This window comes from Mycobacterium ulcerans subsp. shinshuense, from assembly GCF_002355775.1.
Lineage (GTDB): Bacteria > Actinomycetota > Actinomycetes > Mycobacteriales > Mycobacteriaceae > Mycobacterium > Mycobacterium marinum.
Genome location: NZ_AP017624.1, coordinates 485,691 through 500,328, shown reverse-complemented (window position 1 = coordinate 500,328; position 14,638 = coordinate 485,691). Strand labels below are relative to the sequence as shown.

The window sequence follows — 14,638 nt, the reverse complement described above, 5'->3', positions numbered from 1 at the left end:
CATCCCGTGTGGGATCGCTTTACCAAAATCACCAGTCGATACGCCGTGCTTATTGTGGGGCTCTGGATCGTCGGCGCCACCGTGGGCAACCTGTTGATCCCGCAGGCCGAAAGCACGGCCCGTTCCCACGGCCGCGGGTTCCTTCCCGCCGACGCGCCGGTATCGGTCGCGGGCGCCAGGATGGGCGAGCAGTTCCGCGACGGCAACGCCGGCAACATCAACTATCTCGTGCTGGAGAGCGATCACCGGCTCGGGCCGGCAGAGCGCGCTTTCTACGACAAGTTGTTGGCCAAACTGCGCTCCGACCCCACGAGTCTGGTGTCGGCCATGGACCTACGGTCGGACCCTTATACCGCCAAGGCGGCCGTCAGCACCGACGGCGAGGCCCAATACACGATGCTGCGACTGGCCGGGGATCTCGGTGCGGCGCAGGCGAACGCGGCGCTGGACGCGGTGCGGCGGACCGTGGCCGACCAGCCCACCCCACCGGGTTTGCGGGCTTACGTCACCGGCCCGGGCGCCACCGTCGCCGACGAATTCGGCGAGATCGATCGGCAGATGCTGCTACTGACCGGTGTGACCGTGGTTCTCATCGCCTTACTGCTGCTCGCGGTGTACCGATCCGTGATTACCGCCACGATTCCGCTGGTGGCAGTGGGACTCGGCCTGGCGGTCGGCCGTTCGATCGTTTCACTACTCGGCCAGCACAATCTTCTCGAGGTTTCCGTCTTCTCGGTCGCGTTGCTGGGTGCCATGGTGCTCGGCGGAGCTACAGACTACGCGATCTTCTTGCTCGGGCGCTATCACGAGGCGCGCCGCGACGGCGTCGAGCACGAACAAGCGCTGCTGGCCGCCAATCGCAACGTGATGCCGGTAGTCCTGGCCTCCGCGCTCACCCTCGCCGCCGCCCTGTCGTGTCTGACCTTCGCCGATGTCGGGTTGCTGCGCAGCGCCGGACTGCCCTGCGCGGTAGGCGTTCTCATCGGGATGCTCGCCTCGCTTACCCTGCTACCGGCCTTGCTGGACCTCGCGGGACGCCGTGGACTGGCGCAGCCGAGGACGGTGGACCGGCCGATCCATCGACGCTGGCGGCGTATCGGCACCATGGTGGCACGCTGGCCAGGCCCCGTTCTGGTGGCCGCGGCTCTCGTTCTGCTGATCTGCACGCTGCCCATCACCGGGTTGACCTTCGGTTTCAACGAGCCCGCCGCAGAACCGGACTCCACCCTGGCCAACCGGGGCTACCAGGCCACCGACCGGCACTTCCCGCCGAACCAACTACTTCCGGAGACCGTATCCATCGAGACCGACCACGATCTACGCAATCCCACCGGCGTGATCGCGATCGAGCGGGTGACCCGCCAGCTGATGACGATTCCCGGCATCCGGATGGTGCAGTCCGCCTCCCGCCCAGCAGGTTCGGTGCCCGACGAAGCGACGCTGGCCAACCAGGCAGGCGCCATCGGCGACCGGCTCGATCAGCGCATCGCCCAGCTGGATCACCGCTTCTCCTCGATCAATGTGATTGCGCCGACGCTATCGCGGTTCTCTGCGGCGATATCACGTCTGCAGGAACAGCTTTCCGGCAGTGCGAACGGGCTCGGCCGGGTCAACTCCGGCATCGACGCCATGGACTCCCGATTGGTTCAACTGCACGACACCGCGGCGCAGGTCTCGGGATACCTGAACCCGCTGCGCGACTACACCAACAGCGTTGCCAATTGCCCGAGCGACCCGGTGTGCGCATTGGTACTCAAGGTGATCGATCTGGCTGATTCCATTGTGGTGGAAACGAATTCGCTTGCCAAAGGAACATCACAGCTGGGCGCGGGAATGTCCGACACGGCCAAGTCCCTGACCACCGCCGATCAGTCCCTGGCCATCATGGGCGCCGACATGGCACAGCTCAGCGCGACGACCGCACAACTCGCCGACGCCGTGCACGATGCGCACACCGCGATTTCGGACATCATTGATTATCTGCGGGGCCTGCGCCAAGGCTTTCAGGGCAGCGCCGAGGGCACCTTCTACCTGCCCCAGCAGGCCTGGAATGACCCGCGCTTCCAGCGAGCGGCCAACCTGTACTTCTCCCCCGACGGACACGTGACTCGGCTGCTGGTGTTCGGCGACGGCGCGGTCTTCGGCGGGGATGGCGCCAACCGGTCTCCGCAGATCGTCGCCGCCGTCAAGGCCGCTACCAAGGAGGGCGTGCTGGCCGGAAGCACGGTGAACATCGCCGGCTTCGGCACCGCGACCGCCGAGTTGCGCGGGTACGTCCACCACGACTTTGTCTTGCTTGCCGCGGCAGCGCTGGCATTGGTGTTTCTGATCGTGCTGTTGATGCTGCGCAGCCCGGTGGCGGCGGCGGTGGTTATCGGTGCGGTGATCGTCTCGTATCTGTCGGCGCTGGGCATCAGCACGTTCATCTGGCACGACCTGCTGGGCAAGGACCTGCACTGGGCGGTGCAGTCCATGGCCTTCATTTCGTTGGTGGCGGTGGGCGCCGACTACAACCTGCTGCTCACGGTGCGGGTGCGCGAGGAGGTACTCGCCCACCCGGACCGCGGGGTCGGTCTTCGCACGGCAACGATCCGTGCCTTCGGTGGCGCCGGCGGGGTAGTCACCACCGCGGGCATCGTCTTTGCGATCACGATGTTTGCCATGGCGTCCAGCGACGTGCTCAGCATCGAGCAAGTCGGCACCACCATCGGGGCCGGGCTCATCGTCGACACGCTGGTGGTGCGCATCTTCGCGGTGCCCGCGATCATGGGCCTATTGGGTCGGTGGTTCTGGTGGTCGCCGCCGCCGTTCCTGCGCGCTTCGTTGGCGGGCCCTCGCCGCTGGGGGACCTTGGTTGCGCAAGCGCATCGCCTCGGCGCGACGCTGGCTGTCCACTTCGGTGCTGGCGGCGTCGGTTCGGTACCTCCGCAGAACCGCATCGGGCTAGCGGGAGATCCGGCCCGGCCCTCGGCCACCGCGTCATGAGCCTAGAATCGCAATCCGATATCGGTTTCGTCACTACGTGGAGGTGGTGTGAGTGCGGGAATTCCAGCGGGCGGCGGTGCGATTGCACATCCTGCATCACGCCGCCGACGATGAGGTTCACGGCGCCTGGCTGACCGAGGAGCTGAGCCGGCACGGCTACAAGGTCAGCCCCGGCACCTTGTACCCGACCCTGCATCGGTTGGAGGCCGACGGTCTGCTGCTGTCTGAGCAGCGGGTTGTCGACGGCCGCACGCGTCGCGTCTACCGGGCCACCCCCGCCGGACGGGCGGCGCTGACCGAGGATCGCCGGGCCCTGCGGGAGCTGGCTCGCGAGGTCTTGGGCAGCGACCTCTAAGCCGAGCTGAGCGCGCCAACCAGGGCGATCGCTGCAACGCAATACGGGTGTGGCCTACAGTTGTGTGATGCCTACAAAAACTGATCATGGCGATATCGGCGACGTGGAGCCACTCGCCGATAGCACCGCCAACCAGGCCAGGCGTGTCGTCGCGGCCTACGCAAACGATGCCGACGAATGCCGCGTTTTCCTATCCATGCTCGGTATTGGACCGGCGAAGCCCGAGAACTAAATGGGTCCCGGGGGACGCCAGTCCGCGGAACCTGCAAGCACGGAGGTCTTCGGGGACTCAGACTTTGTAGTTGTCGCCAACCGCCTGCCCGTCGATCAGGAGCGGCTTCCCGACGGCACCATCGTCTGGAAGCGCAGCCCCGGCGGGCTGGTCACGGCCCTCGAGCCGCTGTTGCGCCGGCGGCGGGGGGCCTGGGTCGGCTGGGCGGGTGTCGTCGAAAACGACGTGGACGTGCAGGACGAGCCGATCGTCCAAGACGAATTGCAGCTTCAGCCGGTACGGCTCAGCGCTGACGACGTCGCCCAGTACTACGAGGGTTTTTCCAACGCCACCCTGTGGCCGCTCTATCACGACGTCATCGTCCGGCCGATCTATCAGCGCGAATGGTGGGATCGCTACGTCGACGTCAATCGCCGGTTCGCCGAGGCCACCGCCCGGGCCGCCGCGCGCGGGGGGACAGTCTGGGTGCAGGACTACCAGCTGCAGTTGGTCCCCAAGATGTTGCGTGCCATGCGCCCGGATCTGACCATCGGCTTCTTCCTGCACATCCCCTTCCCGCCGGTGGAGCTGTTTATGCAGCTCCCCTGGCGCACCGAAATCATCCAGGGCCTGCTGGGCGCCGATTTGGTCGGCTTCCACCTGCCCGGCGGTGCCCAGAACTTCCTGATCCTGTCGCGCAGACTGGTCGGAGCCGACACCTCGCGCGGGACGGTTGGGGTGCGGTCGCGGTTCGGCGAGGTGATATTGGGATCGCGCACCATTCGCGTCGGCGCCTTTCCCATCTCCATCGACTCCGGCGCGCTCGACCAGACGGCCCACGACCGTAACATCAGGCGCCGATCCCGCGAGATTCGCGCCGAACTGGGCAATCCCCGCAAGATCCTGCTTGGTGTCGACCGGCTCGACTACACCAAGGGAATCGATGTCCGCCTCAAAGCCTTCTCCGAGCTGCTCGCCGAGGGCCGCGTCAAGCGGGACGACACCGTCTTGGTGCAGTTGGCGACACCAAGCCGGGAACGGGTGGAGAGCTACCAGACCCTGCGCAACGACATCGAGCGCCAAGTCGGCCACATCAACGGCGAGTACGCCGAGGTTGGCCATCCGGTGGTGCACTATCTACACCGGCCCGTTCCGCGCAACGAACTCATCGCCTTCTTCGTGGCCAGCGACGTCATGCTGGTCACCCCGCTGCGCGACGGGATGAACCTGGTGGCCAAGGAGTACGTGGCCTGCCGCAGCGATCTGGGTGGCGCCCTGGTGCTCAGTGAATTCACCGGTGCCGCCGCCGAACTCCGGCACGCCTATCTGGTCAACCCGCACGACCTGGAAGGCGTCAAGGACGGGATCGAAGAGGCGCTCAACCAGACCGAGGAAGCGGGGCGGCGCCGGATGCGGTCGATGCGACGGCAGGTACTTGCTCACGACGTGGACCGCTGGGCCCGATCCTTCCTGGACGCATTGGCCGACTCGCGCCCCAACGATTCGGCCGACGCCGCCGACTAGACCAACCCGGCCGCCAAAGCCATGGTTTTCGGGCCGAAACGCTGTGATACTCGAGAAGGCGTGCAAGGCGTTCAAGGGAGGTTCGGCGTGAAGATCCGCCATGGCCTGGCCGTCGGCGCTGGCATTGTTTCGGCCGTCGCGCTGGGGCTGACACTGGAATCGGAAAGCCCGGCACACGCGCTGGGGCCCCCACCGGACGGCGCGTACACCCTCAATGAGGCCGGGGTGTCGGGGGTGACCTGGACAATCACCGCGCTGTGCGATCAGCCGTCGGGCACTCGCAACATGAACGACTACTCCGACCCGGTGGTATGGGCCTTCAACTGTGCCCTCAACGTCGTGAGCGCGACACCGAACGCACCGATAACCCGGGCGGAAAAGCTGCAGAACTTCAGCGGCAGAGCTCGGCTATCCAGCGTGCTGTGGACCTTCACCGTCACCAAACAGGACGGCGTCGTGTGTCCGGGCGGCGGCACGGCACCGTCCACCGACACCTATGCGTTCAGCGATGAAACGATGAGCGGTACGCATACAACACTGCACGATGCCGTCTGCGGCATGCAGCCGGACATGAAAAAGGAGCCGTTCTCCCTGCAGATGGTCGGGCCTCCGCCCAGCCCGATCGAGCGTTACCCGTTGTACTGCAACGACATTGCGATGTGCTACTGACACTGCGCCGAGGGCACCAAGGACACTGCGGGTGAGCGGGAAACTCAGATCGGCGTGATGTACGCGATCAGCCACTTTCCACCGATGCGCTTGTAGTCCACCCGAAGTCGGCTGCCGTCGTAGAGCGGCTGGCGCGATTTGTCGGTCACCGTGCGGTTCAGGTAGACCATCACCGACGCGGAATTCCGTTTGGCCGCCATGACTCCGACGCCGACGACATTGGCCTGGACCACCACTTCGCGTTTCTTGGCCTCGGGGATGATCTGCGCGTTGGCGCTCTTCTCGAATTCCTCGCGATAGGCCGGGGTCAGCAACGGATAGGCGGCATTGAGGCTGCGCTCGACAGTTTGGTAGTCGTATCCGAAGACCAGGGGTATATCTTTGGCGGCCAGCCCGGGCAGCACCGCGCGCGCCGCGGCCTCCCCGCGCGCCTCCACTCGGTCCCAATAGAACCAACCGCCGAGGGCGGCCAACCCCACGATGACGACAGCCAGCATGCTTGCCGCGACAGTGATCACCCACCGCTGCCACCGCCGCAATCGCATCAGTTGCCCCCGTCCGGATACTTCAGGTCGTAGCCGGTCATCCGCCCGGTGTCGTCCTCATGCACGATGACCCGCAACCGGTAGGGCATGGAGGGCTTGTTGACCCCATCGATGTCGGCGACCGTGACCCGGACCGAGACCAGCACCGACGCGTTGTCGGTAACGGAGTCGATGTCTTCGAGCGCGGCACCGTTGATGACCGCCTCCGAGGTGGCGTTGGTGGCGCGAAACAGACCCTTGAGGTTCTCGACGTTGTTGTTCGCGCTCAGCATGCCGCGCAGCGGCCCGCTGGTGCCGTCGACGAACCGGTTGACGGCCTGGTCGATGGTGTCGGGCGTGTAGCTGAACATGTTGACCACCGTCTGGGTGGCGGTATCGACGAAGCGTTGCTGGCGGGCCTGTACGGCTTCGGCGTCGCGGTGCCCCACCATCAGGACGGCCACGCCGGTGCCCAGCGCGGCGGCCAGGACCAGCCCGGCCGCCGCAGACAGCCATCCGACCAGCTTGCGGTGGGCCGGACGCCGTGGCGGCGGCCGAACCGTCGTCAGCGACCTGGCCGGCTTGGCCGGCTTGGCCGGCCGCTTGGCAGTGCTCGGTGCGGCGGTAACCCCGACGGTGGTTTCACCCGCATCCGATTCGCCGGACTCGCTTTTCGCGGGCCCCGCGGCACGAGACGCCCGCCGACGCACCCGCTGCGTCGGCGTCTGCTTATCCGCGTCTGCCGATTCCACTACTTCCACCACATAGGCCCCCGCATCAGCGCTTACATGGTCCTTGGAGCAAGCATGAGATCCACCCAATTCTCCGCGCTGGACGCTCCGCTGATGCCACCCACGAAGATACCAGTGCCACCGGCCGGGTCCTTGAATACACCGGTGAGCGGGTCATAGGTGGTGTAGGCCGGGCCGCTGGCTTGTGGCTGCGGCCCGGGTTCGGGGCCGACGCCCACCGGCGGTGGCGGCGGCGGCAGCGTCTTGGGGTAGGGAATCTGCGGCGCCTGCGGCGGGTAGTCCGGCGGCATCCACGACGTGAACGGCAGCGGCGGCCCGTTGTCGTTGGGTGGTGGAGCGGGCTGGGCCGGCTGGTTGGGCGCCGGTGGCGGACCAGGGATCACACCGGGCGGTGGCGGCCCCACAATCGGAGTGCCCGGATCCGGATCCGAGTCCGGCGGAATGTAGGGAAACTTGTTGGGGGGCAGAATGTTGAGCCCATCGGTGACCGGCGTGTCGTAGGGCACCGGCGGACCGCGCCAGGGGTTGCGCCCAACCGGGAAGTACCCCTTCGGGTCACGACACAGCTGAATGGTGGGCGCCCGCTTGCCGGGGAACTCCTGGCAGGGGTAGTTACGCGCACCGCGCACCGTGGTGGCGTCGTTCTGCGCGACCTTGCAGTACATGTCCGGCGGAAGTTCACGCAACGTCTCGTCGGCGGGTGACCGAATCAAGGGCGGCGGCAGAAATCCCACGTTGCATGGCGGCGGGTCGTTCAGGTCGACCTTGAAGTCCAGCTTGGCACCCTCGTCCTGCGGCACACCGCCGGCGGCGGTGGTGATCGCGGCGAACAAGGCCGGAAAGACCACCAACAGTTGCTCGATTGACTTGTTATAGATCACCCCGACCCTGCCCAGGTTGGCCAGGTTTGCCGCCAGCGCCGGAAAGGACGGACGGATACCGGAAAACGCGGTGTTGGCCTCATCGATGGCATCCGGTGCGGTGGCCAACGTATTGCGAAGCCCCGGATCGGCCTGGCGCAGTTCCGCGGTGAACCGGGCCAACCCGTCGGCCAACGATTTGATGTCGCCACCGGCTCGCACCTGCGCTTGCAGGAACGGCCCGGCCTGGTCGATCAACTGCGAGACCTGCGGGTAGTCGGCGTTCGCCTCGTCGACCAGCAATCGTGCCGACTCCACCAGCCGAGCCAGCTCCGGCCCCGAGCCGTTGGTGGCCACGAAGGCCTCGTGGAGCACCTCGCGCAGCCGGGTATCACCGAGGCTGTTGACCAGCGTCTCGGCTTGGTGCAGCAGGTCGGCGACGTCCTGGCCGATCCGGGTGTTGTTGCGCTCGATCCGGGATCCGTCGTGCAGCCTGCCCGCCGACGGATCGTCGGGCGGAACCAGATCGATGTACTGCTCACCGATCGCCGACACACTCTTCACGGTGGCTGTGACGTTGGACGGGATGGCGGTGCCACTGTTGAGCCGCATCTGCGCGGTCACCCCGTTGGGGTTCAGGCCAACCGATTCCACCCGCCCGACCGCGACACCCCGATAGGTGACGTTGGCGTTCTTGTACAGGCCCCCGCCCGCGACGAAGTCGGCGCTCACCTCATAGGTACCAATGCCGAACGTGGCGGGCAGCCGCAAGTAGAAGATGCCCATCACCGTCAAGGTGAGGACCGTGATGATCGCAAAGATGGACAGCTGGATCTTGGTGAGCTTGTCGATCATCGTCTCGGCCCCTACTGTGACGCCGTGCCGGCTGGAATCTTGAACGGGTCGGCCGCCTGTCCGGACAGGTTGGCCATTTCGCCGAGCAAGAAGTTGGGCGGGTTCACGATCTCGTCCATGTGCGCCATGTTCGGGTCGAAGTAGGCGGTGGTGAAGAACGTTTCACCGATCCGGCGCAAAGTCAGGTCAAAGGTGGTGAACACGTTGAGGTAGTCGCCGCGCACCGCCTGCTTGATCCCGAAGTTGGGGAACGGGAACGTCAGCAACAGCTGCAATGAGGAGACAAAGTCCTTGCGGTTGTCGTTGAGCGCCTTGACAACCGAGTACAGGCCCTTGAGGTCTTCGGCGAAATCCACCTTGGTCTTGGACAGCACGTTCGAGGTGACCATGGCCAGTCTCTTCAGCGAAGAGAACGCCTCGACGATGTTGCCGCGATTCTTGTTGAGCACCCGAAGCGCGTCGGGCAAGGTGTCCAGCGCGCGGCCTAGATTGTCCTTGTCCCTGGCCAGGATTGCGGAGAATCGGTTGAGCCCGTCCACCGCACCGATGATGTCGTCGACTTGCTTGTTGAGGCCCGCCGTCAGTTCCGCGAGCCTGGGCACGAGGTCGACGAACTGCCCTTGCCGGCCCGCGACCGCCTGGTAGACCTCATCGGTGATGTCTTCTAGCGCGCCGACATTGCCCTTGTTCACCACCACGCCCAGCGCCGAGAAGACCTCCTCGGTGGTGGGAGATCGACCGGTGTGCGATTCCGGGATCCTTGACCCGTCGGCGAGCCTGCCTTCGGCGGGTTTGTCGGTCGGTGCGGCCAGTTCGATGTGCAGTGACCCCAGCAGGGACGTCTGAGAGACCTTCGCGGTCGCGTTGGCCGGCAGCACCACGTTCTTGTCCAAGGCCAATTTGACCGCGGCATAGAAGGATCCGTCGGGTCGCTGCACCGCATTGATGCCGGAGACACTGCCGACGGTGACCTCGTCGACCATCACCGGTGAGTTCTGCGGAAGCGTCGCCACGTCCGGCATTTCCACCGTGACCGAATACGCACCGCCACCGTGGCCGGCGGTGCCGGGCATCGGCAGGGAATTCAGCCCGCCGTACTGACAGCCAGCCAGCAGCGCACTGAACGCCACAAACACGCTGCTGCGTATCCAGATTCGGCTCATCCGCCGGCCCCCTGCTCGGCGGGCAGCGGCGCCCCCGGCGCCGGGCTCGACAGGCCGGCATCCGGTCCGGCCGGGGCCGGCGCGGGCGGAGGCCCGGGCGCGGGACCGTAACCCGGCGGAGATACGGGCGTGGGCCCGGGGGCCTGGGGAACAAACAGACTCTGCAGATCGGTGGTGTTTCCCGGCGCGGGTTGCGGTGCGGGGTGAGCCGGGATCCAGGTCAGCTCCGGAACCGGTGTCTCGGCTTTGGCCTGAGTGGCCGGGGTGTCATAGATGATCTGGCCTTTGTAGGCGGTGATGGTGTTGAGCGGGTGGAACAGGAACGGCGGGTAGTTGGCCGTGAGCCGGCGCAACACCGGACCCAGCCGCTCCCGACATAGTTCGGCGCGCCGGTAGTAGTCGGGCGCCGATTTCCCGGCCGCGGTGTCAAAGGAACCACCGCAGATGAACTGAACCGGGTTGGCGAAGTTGGGTATGGAAAGCAACCCGTTGAGGGTGCCCTGTGCGGGGTCATAGATGTTGTAGAAGTTGGTGATACCGGGACCGGCCACGTGCAACACCTGCTCAATGTTGTCGCTCTGGTCACTGAGGGTCTGGGTGAGGTCGCCGAGCTGGTTGACCGTTTCGATCAGCGTCGAGTTGTTTTCGCGCAGGAAGCCTTTGATGTCCGAAAGCGCCTGGTTGAGCGTGCCCAAGGTGTTGTCGAGGTTGCGCGAGCTATCGGCGAGGACCTGCGACACCGAGGCCACATGGCCGGCGAACTGCACAATCTGTTCGTTGCTCTGCGAGAGCGCGTCGACCAGCACTTGCAGATTCTTGACCGTGCTGAAGATGTCGTTGCGCGAATCACCAAGGCGTCCAGCCACTTGCGACAGTTCCCGCAACGCGTTGTGGAACGAGTCGCCGTTGCCGTTGAGGGTGTCTGCGGCCTGGTTGATCGCGGCTCCCAGCGGGCCCTGAAGTTCGCCGGCCGCCGGACTGAGCTGGACAGCCAGTTGGGTCAGCGATTCCTTGATTTCGTCCCATTCGACCGGGATCGCGGTGCGGGACAGATCGATGCTCGCTCCGTCGGGCAGCACCGCTCCGCCGGTGTAAACCGGGGTGAGCTGAATGAACCGCGCCGCCACCAAGTTCGGCGAAACGATCAGCGCCTGGGCATCCCGCGGAATCTTGACGTCGTTGGACACCGACATCGTGATCTTGACGTCGGCCGGCCGCGGCTCGATCGAGTCGATCCGCCCGACCGGCACACCGAGGATGCGAACCTCGTCCCCGGGGTAGATGCCAACGGCGGAGGTGAAGTACGCGACGACTTTCCGGCCGCTCTCGCCCCCGGAGAACAGCACGTAGAGGCCGCCGACCAACGCCGCAACCAGCGCGACGATGGTGACCGTCCGCATACCCCGACTACTGAGACGTTGCTTCATCATGGTGACTTCGGCCTGATGATCCAGCGCTCCTGAATCAGCCCGCGCAGGTAGTCGGCAAAGCTATCCGGCAGCTTGCCCGGCTGGAACACGGTGTCGAACACCATGGCCACCATCGGTGCAGGCAGCACGCTGTAGACGTTGACGTTGAAGCCCGGGCCGGAGCCCACCACTTCGCCCAGCGTGGTCGCATAGGCGGGCAGCCGCTTGAGCGCCTCGGTGATGTAGTCGCGACGCTCGTTGAGGTTGCTCACGACCAGGTTCAGCTTGCTCAGTGCCGGCCCGAACTCTTCGCGGTTGTCGTTGACAAACCCGGAAAGCTGGACCGAAACGTCGTCGATCCCCGAGATCAGCGCGCCGAGCGCAGAACGTCGCTCATCCAGGGCCGCGAACAGCTGGTTGCCGTCCTGGATCAACTTGTTGACCTGCGCGGCACGTTCGGACAACACCCCCGTCACCGTCTTGGCATGCGCCAGCAGGCCTTGCAGCGCCTCATCGCGGGTGTTGAGGGTGCGCGACAGCGCGGTCACGCCATCAAGTGCACCGCGCAGCTGCGGGGTGGCGTCGTGCAACGTCTCGGTGAGCACCCGCAGCGCGTGCTCGAACTGCGGCTTGTCCAGGTTGCTCGCGCTGCCGCCCAGATCCTGCAGGGCGCCATTGAGCGTGTAGGGGGTGGTGGTGCGGCTCAACGGGATCGTGGTGGCATTCCCGCTGCCCGCGGGGGTCACCGCAACGGAGCGCTCGCCGAGGATGGTGTCGGTGCGGATCGCGGCCAGTGACTGGTCGCCGACCACGACGTGGCGGTCCACGCTGAAGGTGATCTTGGCGGCGTCCCCGGCCAGACTCACATCCGAGACGGTGCCGACCTTGAAGCCCGAAACGTAGACGTTGTTTCCGGGAGTGATGCCGCCGGCGTCGGAGAAGTACGCGTTGTAGGTCTTGCCCTGCGGCAGGAACGGCAGTCCGCTGTAGCCGAATGCGATGAGCACCACGCAGATCACCAGCACCACACCGAAGATGCCGGTGCGAAGCGAGTCGCGGTCGTGTTTGCTACTTGGCAAAAGCGCACCTCCCCTTGCTGGGATCGGGCTGGCCGCCCATCGGGATCAGGATGTCACTGCCGGCCGGACCGTTGATCTTGATTGTCACCGTGCAGAAGTAGATGTTGAAGAACGCCCCGTACGAGCCGAGGGCGGCCAACCTCAGGTAGTCCTCGCCCAGCTGCTCGACGTCGTTGTTGACCTCGTCCTTGCGGTTGTCGAGTTCGGTGGCCAGCGGCCGCGCGTTTTCCAACAGCCCCTGCAACGGCCGGCGCGAATTCTTCAGCAGCTCCGTGAGGTCCGTCGTCGTCGATGCCAGCGGCGGGATGGCTCCCGCGATGACGTCCTTGTTCTCGGCCAGCCCGGTGATCAGCTGCTGCAGCTGGTCGACGCTGGCCGAAAACTGTGCGCTGCGCTGGTCGACGGTGGCCAGCACCGAGTTGAGGTTGGTGATCGTGTCGCCGATGAGCTGGTCACGTCGGGCCAGCGCGGTCGAGAAGGCGCTGGTATCGGCGAGCACGTTGGCCAGCGCCCCGCCCTGGCCCTGCAGCAACTCGATGACGGCGCCGGTGACGGTGTTGACCTTGTCGGCGTCCAGGCCCTTGAGCACCGGGCGCAACCCGCCCAGCAATGCGTCCAGATCCAGCGCGGGTTGGGTGTGCTCGGCGTTGATGGTGCCGCCCGGGGGCAGCTTGCGCAGCTCGTCGGGCCCCGAGGTGATCTCCAGATACCGGTCACCAACCAGGTTTTCGTATCGGATCACCGCCCGCGTCGACGAGTACATCGTGTACGCCCTGTCGATCGCGAATGCCACGTCGATCGTGTTGTCCGGGTTGAGGTCGACGGCCTTGACCGAACCGACCGGCACCCCCGCGATTCGAACCTTCTGGCCCACCTTGAGGCGCGACGCGTTGGTGAACGTCGCGTGGTAGACGTTGGTGGGCCCAAAGCGAAAATCCCCAAATACCACGACCAAAGCGGCGGCCACCACCAACATGACCACCCCGAAAACGCTGACCTTGATCACCATCGACCGGTGCGACGGCATACCCCCGGACGCCATCAGAAGTCGTCCCGTTCCGCAAAGGTGCCGTGGAACACGAATTGCAGTGTCGAGGGCGCGTCGACCTGTACCTCGGTGAACGGCTCGTAGGGGATGTTGGCGTTGTCGGTGACCAGAAAGGGTGCCCGGTAGAACGACCCGCCGGTCTGCTTGGTCGGAATATCGGGCAGGCCACGGCAATTCGGACCGCCCGAGGCGTTCACGATCGGCAGGCTCTCCGGGTAGGTGTAGGAGGGCGAGCCCAACACGAAGCTCGACGAGGTGAACAGGCCGGCCTTGCGGACGCCGATCAACGGGGCGAATTCCTTGATTCCGCGCCCGATGCCTTTGAACAGGCAGCCGAATTCCGGCGAGTAGTCATGCGCCACCTTCACCGGGGCCCGCAACCGGTTGATGGCGGCGATGAAATCTTGCTCGGCCGGCGCCAGCGTCTCGTAACCGTTGTTGGCCAGACCGATGGTGGCCAGCAGCGTGGTGTCCAGGTCGTTCTGCTTGTCCACGACCATCTTGTTGATCGTCGGGAGGCTGTCGAACACGGTGTTGAGGTCGGGCGCCGCGTCGGCGTAGGTGTTGGTCACGATCGCCGCCTTGCGGAAGTCCTCCTGCAGCGTCGGCAATTTCGGATTGGCTTGGCGGGTAAGCGTATTCAGGCCGGACAGCAGCGCGCCCAGGTCGTCGCCGTGACCACGCAGCCCCTCCGACAGCGCGCTGAGCGTTCCGTTCAACTCGACCGGGTCGATCTTGTGCAGCAGATCTATCAGCGACTGGAACAGGGTGTTGACCTCGAGCTGAACCTCGGAGGCCGTCACCTTCGCATTGGGGTGCAGCGAGGTCGGCGACGGCGTCTTGGGCGGGATGAACTCCACCGACTTGGCGCCGAAAATGGTGTTTCCGGCGATGTGGACCGTCGCGTTCGACGGGATGAAGTGCATCTCGGCGCTTCGGATGGCCAGCTTCAGCCGCGCCTGATCGCCGCTGTAGTAGATGTCCTCGACCGTGCCCACCTGGATTCCGCGGTATTTGACCTTGGCGCCCTTCTCCATCACCAGCCCGGCCCGTGGCGAGGAGACGACCACGGTGTCGGTCGGAGTGAAGGCCGAGGTGTAGGACAGGTAGGTCAGGGCGATGCCCGCCACCAACAAGCTAGCCAGCAGCGCTGCCGCCACCCGCGCGGAGGTGCGTCGCGATCCGCCGCCTGCCATAGCCCTAT

The 14,638-nt window shown here is 65.6% G+C and carries 12 protein-coding genes and 1 pseudogene; 5 read left to right on the top strand and 8 right to left on the bottom strand.

All coding sequences use genetic code 11. The annotated features are described in order from the left end of the window. Window positions 1-6: 6 nt before the first annotated feature. The 5 genes and pseudogenes from SHTP_RS02335 to SHTP_RS02315 form a co-directional block, all read left to right on the top strand. Window positions 7-2,889, top strand: a pseudogene (locus tag SHTP_RS02335) (MMPL/RND family transporter); the annotation flags it as partial. Window positions 2,890-3,037: 148 nt separating this feature from the next. After that, the gene (locus SHTP_RS02330; protein WP_015357345.1) at window positions 3,038-3,340 is read left to right on the top strand and encodes an Rv3488 family transcriptional regulator; all 303 of its coding nucleotides are present in this window, start codon (window positions 3,038-3,040) and stop codon (window positions 3,338-3,340) included. Window positions 3,341-3,407: 67 nt separating this feature from the next. Then, window positions 3,408-3,572: a hypothetical protein gene (locus tag SHTP_RS02325; RefSeq protein ID WP_011741708.1), complete on the top strand. Its 165-nt coding sequence runs from the start codon at window positions 3,408-3,410 to the stop codon at window positions 3,570-3,572. Beyond that, window positions 3,573-5,075 carry an alpha,alpha-trehalose-phosphate synthase (UDP-forming) gene (locus SHTP_RS02320; RefSeq protein WP_096369658.1) on the top strand — a complete coding sequence of 501 codons (1,503 nt, stop codon included), beginning with the start codon at window positions 3,573-3,575 and terminating at the stop codon, window positions 5,073-5,075. An 87-nt stretch (window positions 5,076-5,162) separates the two neighbouring features. After that, window positions 5,163-5,744, top strand: coding sequence for a hypothetical protein (locus SHTP_RS02315; protein ID WP_012396504.1), 582 nt, complete (start codon window positions 5,163-5,165; stop codon window positions 5,742-5,744). Between the two features lie 44 nt (window positions 5,745-5,788). Here SHTP_RS02315 and SHTP_RS02310 read toward each other — a convergent pair whose 3' ends face one another. Genes SHTP_RS02310 through SHTP_RS02275 form a run of 8 tightly spaced genes read right to left on the bottom strand, consistent with a single transcriptional unit; the run spans window position 5,789 to window position 14,630 of the window. Beyond that, window positions 5,789-6,289 (bottom strand): hypothetical protein, encoded by a 501-nt coding sequence (locus SHTP_RS02310; RefSeq protein ID WP_011741710.1) that lies wholly within the window; start codon window positions 6,287-6,289, stop codon window positions 5,789-5,791. Continuing rightward, window positions 6,289-7,029 (bottom strand): Rv1363c family protein, encoded by a 741-nt coding sequence (locus tag SHTP_RS02305; protein WP_172900617.1) that lies wholly within the window; start codon window positions 7,027-7,029, stop codon window positions 6,289-6,291. The genes SHTP_RS02310 and SHTP_RS02305 overlap by 1 nt, the downstream gene beginning before the upstream one ends. A gap of 23 nt (window positions 7,030-7,052) precedes the next feature. Beyond that, on the bottom strand, window positions 7,053-8,735 hold the full coding sequence (locus tag SHTP_RS02300; protein WP_096369656.1) for a virulence factor Mce family protein: 1,683 nt from the start codon (window positions 8,733-8,735) through the stop codon (window positions 7,053-7,055). An 11-nt stretch (window positions 8,736-8,746) separates the two neighbouring features. Then, on the bottom strand, window positions 8,747-9,898 hold the full coding sequence (locus SHTP_RS02295; protein ID WP_012396507.1) for a virulence factor Mce family protein: 1,152 nt from the start codon (window positions 9,896-9,898) through the stop codon (window positions 8,747-8,749). Continuing rightward, complete coding sequence (locus SHTP_RS02290; RefSeq protein WP_096369655.1) at window positions 9,895-11,328, bottom strand: virulence factor Mce family protein; 1,434 nt, start codon at window positions 11,326-11,328, stop codon at window positions 9,895-9,897. Before SHTP_RS02290 ends, SHTP_RS02295 begins: the two co-directional genes overlap by 4 nt. Next, window positions 11,325-12,386, bottom strand: coding sequence for an MCE family protein (locus SHTP_RS02285; RefSeq protein WP_096369654.1), 1,062 nt, complete (start codon window positions 12,384-12,386; stop codon window positions 11,325-11,327). The genes SHTP_RS02290 and SHTP_RS02285 overlap by 4 nt, the downstream gene beginning before the upstream one ends. Then, window positions 12,376-13,428 (bottom strand): MCE family protein, encoded by a 1,053-nt coding sequence (locus SHTP_RS02280; RefSeq protein ID WP_096369653.1) that lies wholly within the window; start codon window positions 13,426-13,428, stop codon window positions 12,376-12,378. The genes SHTP_RS02285 and SHTP_RS02280 overlap by 11 nt, the downstream gene beginning before the upstream one ends. After that, window positions 13,428-14,630: a virulence factor Mce family protein gene (locus tag SHTP_RS02275; protein ID WP_096369652.1), complete on the bottom strand. Its 1,203-nt coding sequence runs from the start codon at window positions 14,628-14,630 to the stop codon at window positions 13,428-13,430. The genes SHTP_RS02280 and SHTP_RS02275 overlap by 1 nt, the downstream gene beginning before the upstream one ends. Between the last annotated feature and the right edge of the window lie 8 nt (window positions 14,631-14,638).